Here is a 235-nt window from a genome sequence, read left to right as displayed (position 1 = left end):
CCCCCCCCCCCCCCCCCACCCTCGCCCCCACCGCCCAACCGCACCAGGGCGCGTGCCACGTCGACGCCGACCGCGACGCCGCCTACGACACCACCCCACACCTCAACCAGCACCGCCACCAGCGCACCGGGTGCCTCTGGGGCGGCCCCACCCACCGCTCCAGCGAGCCGGGCCCGACCTCCACCCGCAGCACGCACGGCGAACCCCAACGCGGCGCGACCAACCACCCGAGATG

At 77.4% G+C, this 235-nt stretch carries 1 pseudogene; it reads left to right on the top strand.

What is annotated here, in order from left to right:
• A pseudogene (locus ACQG3P_RS24070) lies at positions 1–235 on the top strand (hypothetical protein); the annotation flags it as partial.

The sequence above is a fragment of the Stenotrophomonas sp. SrG genome, assembly GCF_050031795.1.
Lineage (GTDB): Bacteria > Pseudomonadota > Gammaproteobacteria > Xanthomonadales > Xanthomonadaceae > Stenotrophomonas > Stenotrophomonas rhizophila_A.
Note: the sequence above shows the minus strand (reverse complement) of the source record. Positions and strands in the feature narration are given on the sequence as shown.